This is a genomic window from Mesorhizobium sp. M7A.F.Ca.CA.002.09.1.1 (genome assembly GCF_003998555.1).
Classification (GTDB): Bacteria; Pseudomonadota; Alphaproteobacteria; order Rhizobiales; family Rhizobiaceae; genus Mesorhizobium; species Mesorhizobium ciceri.
This window is the reverse complement of the sequence record NZ_RZRR01000197.1, coordinates 1-7,352: the sequence shown is the minus strand read 5'-3', so window position 1 is coordinate 7,352 and position 7,352 is coordinate 1. Positions and strand designations below refer to the sequence as shown.

General features: G+C 62.0%; 8 protein-coding genes and 1 pseudogene. 5 read left to right on the top strand and 4 right to left on the bottom strand.

Annotated features, from left to right (window positions below; translation table 11 throughout):
* A pseudogene (locus tag EN994_RS11415) lies at positions 1 to 462 on the top strand (class I SAM-dependent RNA methyltransferase); the annotation flags it as partial.
* A gap of 16 nt (positions 463 to 478) precedes the next feature.
* Here EN994_RS11415 and EN994_RS11410 read toward each other — a convergent pair.
* Entirely contained in the window at positions 479 to 1,138 is a 660-nt protein-coding gene (locus EN994_RS11410; RefSeq protein ID WP_063167678.1) for a transglutaminase-like cysteine peptidase, read from the bottom strand.
* Positions 1,139 to 1,336: 198 nt separating this feature from the next.
* On the bottom strand, positions 1,337 to 1,492 hold the full coding sequence (locus EN994_RS11405; protein WP_244514273.1) for a hypothetical protein: 156 nt from the start codon (positions 1,490 to 1,492) through the stop codon (positions 1,337 to 1,339).
* A gap of 41 nt (positions 1,493 to 1,533) precedes the next feature.
* Between EN994_RS11405 and EN994_RS11400 the strand changes: the two genes are divergently transcribed.
* Complete coding sequence (locus EN994_RS11400; RefSeq protein WP_063167679.1) at positions 1,534 to 1,827, top strand: hypothetical protein; 294 nt, start codon at positions 1,534 to 1,536, stop codon at positions 1,825 to 1,827.
* 23 nt (positions 1,828 to 1,850) lie between these two features.
* Here EN994_RS11400 and tldD read toward each other — a convergent pair whose 3' ends face one another.
* Positions 1,851 to 3,263 (bottom strand): metalloprotease TldD, encoded by a 1,413-nt coding sequence (tldD, locus tag EN994_RS11395; protein ID WP_024503610.1) that lies wholly within the window; start codon positions 3,261 to 3,263, stop codon positions 1,851 to 1,853.
* A 157-nt stretch (positions 3,264 to 3,420) separates the two neighbouring features.
* Complete coding sequence (locus tag EN994_RS11390; RefSeq protein ID WP_013532781.1) at positions 3,421 to 3,975, bottom strand: invasion associated locus B family protein; 555 nt, start codon at positions 3,973 to 3,975, stop codon at positions 3,421 to 3,423.
* Between the two features lie 259 nt (positions 3,976 to 4,234).
* On the opposite strand from EN994_RS11390, the gene coxB reads away from it, so the two are divergent.
* The 3 genes from coxB to EN994_RS11375 form a co-directional block, all read left to right on the top strand.
* Positions 4,235 to 5,251, top strand: a complete 1,017-nt coding sequence (coxB, locus tag EN994_RS11385) for a cytochrome c oxidase subunit II (protein WP_032809847.1) — start codon at positions 4,235 to 4,237, stop codon at positions 5,249 to 5,251.
* Between the two features lie 38 nt (positions 5,252 to 5,289).
* Positions 5,290 to 6,942, top strand: coding sequence for a cytochrome c oxidase subunit I (gene ctaD, locus EN994_RS11380; protein WP_127307540.1), 1,653 nt, complete (start codon positions 5,290 to 5,292; stop codon positions 6,940 to 6,942).
* A gap of 59 nt (positions 6,943 to 7,001) precedes the next feature.
* On the top strand, positions 7,002 to 7,352 hold a 351-nt coding region (locus EN994_RS11375; RefSeq protein ID WP_164745873.1), incomplete at its 3' end, for a UbiA family prenyltransferase.

Below are 7,352 nucleotides of genomic sequence, written 5' to 3'. Positions count from 1 at the left end.
CATCTGAAGCGTGCCAAGAAGGTGGCGGATCTTTTCGCCGGTTGCGGTAGCTTTGCTCTGCGCCTGGCCGCGAAGTCGGAAGTCCATGCGGTGGAAGGCGATGCGGCAGCGCTTTCAGCGCTCGACCGTGGATCGCGCTTCGCCACCGGCTTGAAGCGGGTGACGGGCGAACGCCGCGACCTGTTCCGCCGGCCGCTGACGTTCAAGGAGTTGAATGCGTTCGACGGTGTGGTGTTCGACCCGCCGCGCGCCGGCGCCGAGGACCAGTCGAAGCAGATCGCCCGCTCGGATGTTCCCTACGTTGCCGCGGTATCCTGCAATCCGGTGACGCTGGCTCGCGACCTGCGCATCCTCATCGACGGCGGCTACGCCTTGAAGAGCGTGACGCCGATCGACCAGTTCCTGTGGTCGCCGCAAGTCGAAGCGGTGGCACTGCTGGAGAAGCCGAAGAAGCGGCGATAGCCTGGAGGCTTCGGCCCTACGAACTTGGCGACAGTCGTTTCGACGTGCCGCCGCGTTGGTTGATCGACACCCAGGTGTTTGGGTTCTGCTGCGACTGACGTTTCACGAAGTAATAGCCCGTCGCATTCCAGGGCCTGATCTCATTGACCAGATTGTCCAGGACAAGATCACCCTTGTCGGTTTTCACCGTCAGAATGGTGTGGCCTTCATTGTCCAGGTCGCGCACCACGGTCATCAGCAACGCTTGCCGGGGGAATCCCGCTGCCAGAAGAAGCTTGCGCTTGTAGAGCGCGTAGATCTTGCAGTCGCCCTTACCGTCTACCGGATAGTCCCAGTGATCCGCCATCGTACCCCAGTGATCGAAATTGCTGACGGGTTTGATGGCGCTGTTCGCCTTGTGATTTATCCGCTTGAGGATGCGTAGGTTCTGCGCGGTCAGCTTGATATTCGCGGCCGGCAGAGCGGGCACCTTGCACTCCTTTGGCCGGCGATGGCAGAAATCGACCCAACCGTAGGGGACGCTGGTGCTTCCACCAATTGCGGCAGATTGCGTCGATCGCGACTTGAACAATGTCGACTGTGCCGCCGCCGGACTGGCTTGCAACCATGTCGCGCCAATCAACGAAACGAAGCCAAGCAGGAAAGAGGAGGTCAGGACGCCGGGGAAATGCCGCATTGCCAACACCACCGCAACCAGAAGGCCGGCACTGCGTTCGTGCGGAAACGGCAGCCCAGGCAGTTAAACACCTAACAATTTCCTAATGCCGATTGTGTTCACTTCAAGGTGCAGCCGGGAATTCAAACTGGAAAACGCAAGCATCAGCGGGCGCATTCGGTCTGACTCGACCATCAGGGCGCCAGCGACGGACCTTTGTCATGCTTCCTGCAAGCTGTCATATCCCGCCGTCTTTGCAGCCTTGAGGAAATTACGATCAAAGGTTGCAAAGCCAGCGCAATGAGCTGATTTCCCCAGATGCAGAGCATCTGCGAAATCCATTCCCTTCTTTGCGAGGTCGAGTGCGGACGACACCACCGCGCTGTCCGCGACCTCTACTGTTGGGAGCCCGCCAAATGTCCGCAGCGCGATGTCAGGCGCCGCATAACGTAAGCGCCGGCGCAACTCTCATGATGGCGCTCTCGGGTGCGCTCGTCGCCTGGATTTTGCGAAAGATCGCTCGAACCGGGCTATTGCCGTCCTATGCACTTGGCATCGCAGCCATGACGTTTGTCGCAGCTGCGCTGTATGTCTCCGGCCACGACGGGACCGTCGACTACCTGAGTGCTTGGGTCAAATATGCGATCGGTGGCGTCATCGCCTTCCTGATTCTCTACACGACTTCGCGCCGGTCTATCGGCAAGGCATAAGCCCGGCCATCGGGGCCGTTCGCTCAGACCCGCGTGCCGCCCACCGTCATCTGGTTCATGCGCAGATGCGGCTGGCCGACGCCGACCGGCACGCCCTGTCCGGCCTTGCCGCACATGCCGATGCCGGTGTCGAGCTTCATGTCGTTGCCGATCATCGAGACGCGATGCATGGCGTCCGGACCGTTGCCTATCAGCATCGCGCCCTTGATCGGCTGCGTCACCTTGCCGTTCTCGATCATGTAGGCCTCGGTGCAGCCGAACACGAATTTGCCCGAGGTGATGTCGACCTGGCCGCCACCGAAGGAGACGGCATAGATGCCGTTCTTGACCGAGGCGATGATTTCGTCCGGCTCCATGTCGCCCGCCGTCATATAGGTGTTGGTCATGCGCGGCATCGGCTGGTGTGCGTAGCCTTCGCGGCGGCCGTTGCCGGTTGCCTTCATGCCCATCAGCCGGGCGTTCTGGCGATCCTGCATGTAGCCGACCAGCTTGCCGTCCTCGATCAGCACATTGCGGGCCGAAGGCGTGCCTTCGTCGTCGACTGTCAGCGAGCCGCGCCGCTCGGGCATCGTGCCGTCGTCGACGACGGTCACCCCCTTGGCGGCGACCTGCTGGCCGAGCAGTCCGGCGAAGGCCGAGGTCTTCTTGCGGTTGAAATCGCCTTCCAGCCCATGGCCGACGGCCTCGTGCAGCATGACGCCCGGCCAGCCGCTGGACAAGACGATGTCGAAAGTGCCGGCCGGCGCCGGTATCGCCTCAAGATTGACCAGAGCTTGCCTGAGCGCCTCCTTGGCGGCGTGCTTCCAGCTGTCCTCGACCAGGAATTCGCCAAACGCCTTGCGGCCGCCCATGCCGTAGGAGCCGCTCTCCTGGCGGTCGCCATTGCCGACAACGACGGAGACGTTGACGCGGACAAGCGGGCGGATGTCGCGCACCATTTGGCCGTCGGCGCGCACGATCTCGACATGCTGCCAGGATGCGGCGAGCGATGCCGAAACCTGCCGCACGCGCGGGTCCTCGGCGCGCAGCCAGGCGTCGATTTCCTGCAGGAGCTTTGCCTTGGCCTCGAAGGAGGGCGAGGGGATCGGGTTCTCTTCGCCATAGAGATGGCGGTTGGTGCGGGCGGGTGCGGCGGCAAGCGTGCCGGAATAGCCGCCCTTGACGGTCGAAACGGCATCGGCCGCGCGCAGCAGCGAAGCTTCGGAGAGATCGCTGGAATGGGCATAGCCGCTGGCTTCGCCGGCAACCGCGCGCAGGCCAAACCCTTGGTCGGTGTTGAAGTTGGCGGTCTTCAGCCGGCCATTGTCGAACATCAGCGCTTCGCTCTCGCTGTATTCGAGGAACAGCTCGCCGTCATCGGCGCCGTTGATGGTTTCGGCGACGATCTGCTTGATGCGATCGTCTGAAATGTCGAATTGGCCGATCAGGCTGTTCATGGCGCGTCCGTTCACAGGAGGAATGGGTCTTTGCCACGATGTAGGCGCGAAGGTGCGCCGAGACAATCGCTCAGCCGCATTGTGAAGACAAAAGCGGTTTGCCAGCAGACCGTCGACGTCACTTCTGGTTGATGAAGCCGGTGATGTCGCCGGGCTTTCAGGGGAGGGCGGCGAAGCCGTCGGCAAAACCCTTGAGGTCGACCGGGATGCCGATGCCTTCTTCCGGGGTCTGGAAGACAATGAAGGTGGCCGACGTGCCGGTCTTCAGCGTGTCGAGAAGCGGCTTTTCGAGGATAACCTCGGCATAGCAGCCGTCCTGGAAACAGCGCACGAAATAGGCGCGACCGATGTCCTTGCCGTCGACATTGAGGCCAAGCCCGTTGGGCAAAAGCACGCCGAGCGGCGCCAGAACGCGCAGGATCTCCGCCTTGTTGTCGGCGGTGCGCAGCACGACGACCGACAGTCCCATCTCCGGACGGTCCTCGGCGACGACGTTCTGCATCATCACGCATTGTTCCGAGGTGGCACCGGCCGGCGTGTCGCAGATGATCGACCATGCGCCATGCGTCGAGCGAACGGTACCGCTCGGTTGCGCGGCGTTCGCCGTGCCGGACACGATCGCGGACAAGCCGATGCCAGACAGGGCGGCGAAAAAGATGACCTTCGCCCAGTTTCTCGAAAACCGAGAGTTTCTCGAAAGCCAGTAATTCATGACGGCTCCATTGCGAATCACGGCACTTTAAGCCGCGCCAAAGCCAAGTAAAGGACGAGACCGCACCAGGTCTGCCCCGAAAAAGCCAATACGGCGCTTTTCCCTGCCAATTTCGCCCGAATTGCGACGTTCGGCACGTGCGCGCCGCGGGAATGCCGCTGTGGGTTCAATGTAGGCGATTCGGGGCTGCCGCGGCTGCCTCCAAAGGCACATCCGGGCTTGCGCGCAAAAATGCCGCACGGTTTCGTCCGCTCCTTTCTTGCGGAGGGAAAAAGAGTATGGTTTGAACCAGCTTGAAACTGTCGGGATTCCCGTCCCGGCATTGTTCGTTATTCTCGTGGGTACCACAGCGAGGAACTGGGAGACGATGAGGGCGATGAGAAATTTCCTGGCAAACGCCAAGGTTCCAGCAAGTGCCAAGTTTCTAAGTGCTTGTGCCGCTATCACGTTTTTCGCCGGCGCATCCGCCCATGCCGACCAGCCCAAGAACTGGGAGACAACCTTCCAGGCGCCGGCGACCGACATGATGCGGCAGATCGAGTGGTTCGGGAACTACACAATGTGGTTCATCGTCCCGATCACCATCCTGGTGCTGATTCTTCTCGCCTATTGCATCATCAGATTCCGCGCGAGCGCCAACCCGGTTCCGTCCAAGACCAGCCACAACACGTGGATCGAGTTGATCTGGACGATCGGACCTGTCGTCATCCTGCTCCTCATCGCTATCCCCTCGTTCCAGCTGCTGACCGCGCAATACACGCCGCCGGAAGAAGCAAAGCTGACCGTCAAGGCGACCGGCAACCAGTGGAACTGGGACTACGAGTACCAGACCGACAACACGCTCTCTTTCAACTCCGCGATCCTCCAGGACGCCGAACGCGCCGCTGCCGGCAAGGAGGACCGCAAGGTCTACCCGCGCCTGCTGGCCGTCGACAACGAGCTGGTCGTGCCGGTCAACACCATGACCCGCGTGCTCGTCACCGCGACCGACGTGATCCACTCCTTCGCCATGCCGTCGTTCGGCATCAAGATCGACGCCGTTCCGGGTCGCACCAACGAGACCTGGTTCAAGGCGGAGAAGGAAGGTATTTTTTACGGCCAGTGCTCGCAGCTCTGCGGCAAGGACCATGCCTTCATGCCGATCGCCATCCGCGTCGTCTCTGATGCGCAGTTCAAGACCTGGCTGGCGGCAGCCAAGACCGATCTGCCCGGCGCCAACAAGACGCTGATGGCCGAGGTCGACGGCCAGAACAAGGTAGCGGCCGCCGGCAACTGATGCCGCGGGTTAGCAAGATTTAGGGAACGGAGCGGAACATGGCAGACGCTGCAGCTCACGACGGGCACGACCACAAGCCTTATCACGGCTGGGTGCGCTGGGTTTATTCGACCAACCACAAGGACATCGGCACGCTCTACCTGATCTTCGCGATCATGGCCGGCATCATCGGCGGCGCCTTGTCGGTCGCCATCCGCATGGAACTGCAGGAGCCTGGCATCCAGATCTTCAGCGGTCTGGCGCAGATGGTCTACGGCATGAACGGTGACGCCGCGATCGACGGCGGCAAGAGCATGTACAATGCCTTCGCCACCGCGCACGCCCTGATCATGATCTTCTTCATGGTCATGCCGGCGCTGATCGGCGGTTTTGCCAACTGGATGGTCCCGATCATGATCGGCGCGCCCGACATGGCGTTCCCGCGCATGAACAACATCTCCTTCTGGCTGCTGCCGCCGGCCTTCATCCTGCTGCTCACCTCGATGTTCATGCCGAGCGCACCGGGTGCCTATGGTGTCGGTGGCGGCTGGACGCTTTATCCGCCGTTGTCGACTTCGGGCCAGCCCGGGCCGGCCATGGATCTGGCGATCCTGTCGATCCACCTTGCCGGTGCCTCGTCGATCCTCGGCGCCATCAACTTCATCACCACCATCTTCAACATGCGCGCGCCTGGCATGACGCTGCACAAGATGCCGCTGTTTGCCTGGTCGGTGCTGATCACCGCCTTCCTGCTCCTGCTGTCGCTGCCGGTTCTGGCCGGCGGCATCACCATGCTGCTCACCGACCGCAATTTCGGCACCACCTTCTTTGCGCCCGACGGCGGCGGCGACCCGATCCTGTTCCAGCACCTGTTCTGGTTCTTCGGTCACCCTGAAGTGTACATCCTGATCCTGCCGGGCTTCGGCATCATCAGCCACGTCATCTCGACCTTCTCGAGGAAGCCGGTGTTCGGTTATCTCGGCATGGCCTACGCCATGGTGGCGATCGGCGCCGTCGGCTTCATCGTCTGGGCGCACCACATGTACACGACCGGCCTGTCGCTCGATACGCAGCGCTATTTCGTCTTCGCCACCATGGTCATCGCGGTGCCGACAGGCGTGAAGATCTTCTCCTGGATCGCGACGATGTGGGGCGGGTCGATCTCGTTCAAGACGCCGATGCTGTGGGCGCTAGGCTTCATCTTCCTGTTCACCATCGGCGGCGTCACCGGCGTCCAGCTGGCCAATGCCGGCCTCGACCGCTCGCTGCATGACACCTATTTCGTCATCGCCCACTTCCACTACGTGCTGTCGCTGGGCGCGGTGTTCGCCATCTTCGCCGGCTGGTACTACTGGTTCCCGAAGATGACCGGCTACATGTATTCGCCCGTCATCGCCAACACCCACTTCTGGGTCACCTTCGTCGGCGTGAACCTGATCTTCTTCCCGCAGCACTTCCTCGGTCTCGCCGGCATGCCGCGCCGCACCATCGACTACCCCGATGCGTTTGCCGGCTGGAACTATGTGTCGTCCATCGGCTCGTATATCTCGGCCGTCGGCGTCCTGATCTTCCTCTATGGCGTGTTCGAGGCCTTCCAGAAGAAGCGGATCGCCGGCGCCAACCCATGGGGCGAGGGCGCAACGACGCTCGAATGGCAGCTGCCTTCGCCGCCGCCCTTCCACCAGTGGGAACAGCTGCCGAAGATCAAGTAAGGCGGCTGTTCGCTCGAATACGAAACCGCCGGTCCGCCGGCGGTTTCGGCCAACGGATGATGGACTTAAGTACGCATGGCCCTTGTCGACGACCATTGATTGACGAAGCGGGCTTTCGCATGTCGGAAGCGACGGCGGGCGATTTCTTCGCGCTGCTGAAGCCGCGCGTCATGTCGCTGGTGGTGTTCACCGCCTTTGTCGGCCTGGTCGCCGCCCCCGTGACCATCAACCCTCTGCTGGCGGTGATCGCCATCCTGGCTATTGCGATAGGTGCTGGCGCCTCCGGCGCGCTCAACATGTGGTACGATGCCGACATCGATGCCGTGATGACCAGGACCGCCAGCCGCCCGGTCCCGGCCGGTCGCATCCAGCCGCACGAAGCGCTGACCTTCGGGCTGGTGCTGTCGGTG

Coding starts and splice junctions, on each gene's coding strand:
- EN994_RS11400 (WP_063167679.1), top strand. CDS start 1,534: ATGTCCGCAGCGCGATGTCAGGCGCCGCATAACGTAAGCGCCGGCGCA.
- tldD (WP_024503610.1), bottom strand. CDS start 3,263: ATGAACAGCCTGATCGGCCAATTCGACATTTCAGACGATCGCATCAAG.
- ctaD (WP_127307540.1), top strand. CDS start 5,290: ATGGCAGACGCTGCAGCTCACGACGGGCACGACCACAAGCCTTATCAC.
- EN994_RS11390 (WP_013532781.1), bottom strand. CDS start 3,975: ATGAATTACTGGCTTTCGAGAAACTCTCGGTTTTCGAGAAACTGGGCG.
- EN994_RS11410 (WP_063167678.1), bottom strand. CDS start 1,138: ATGCGGCATTTCCCCGGCGTCCTGACCTCCTCTTTCCTGCTTGGCTTC.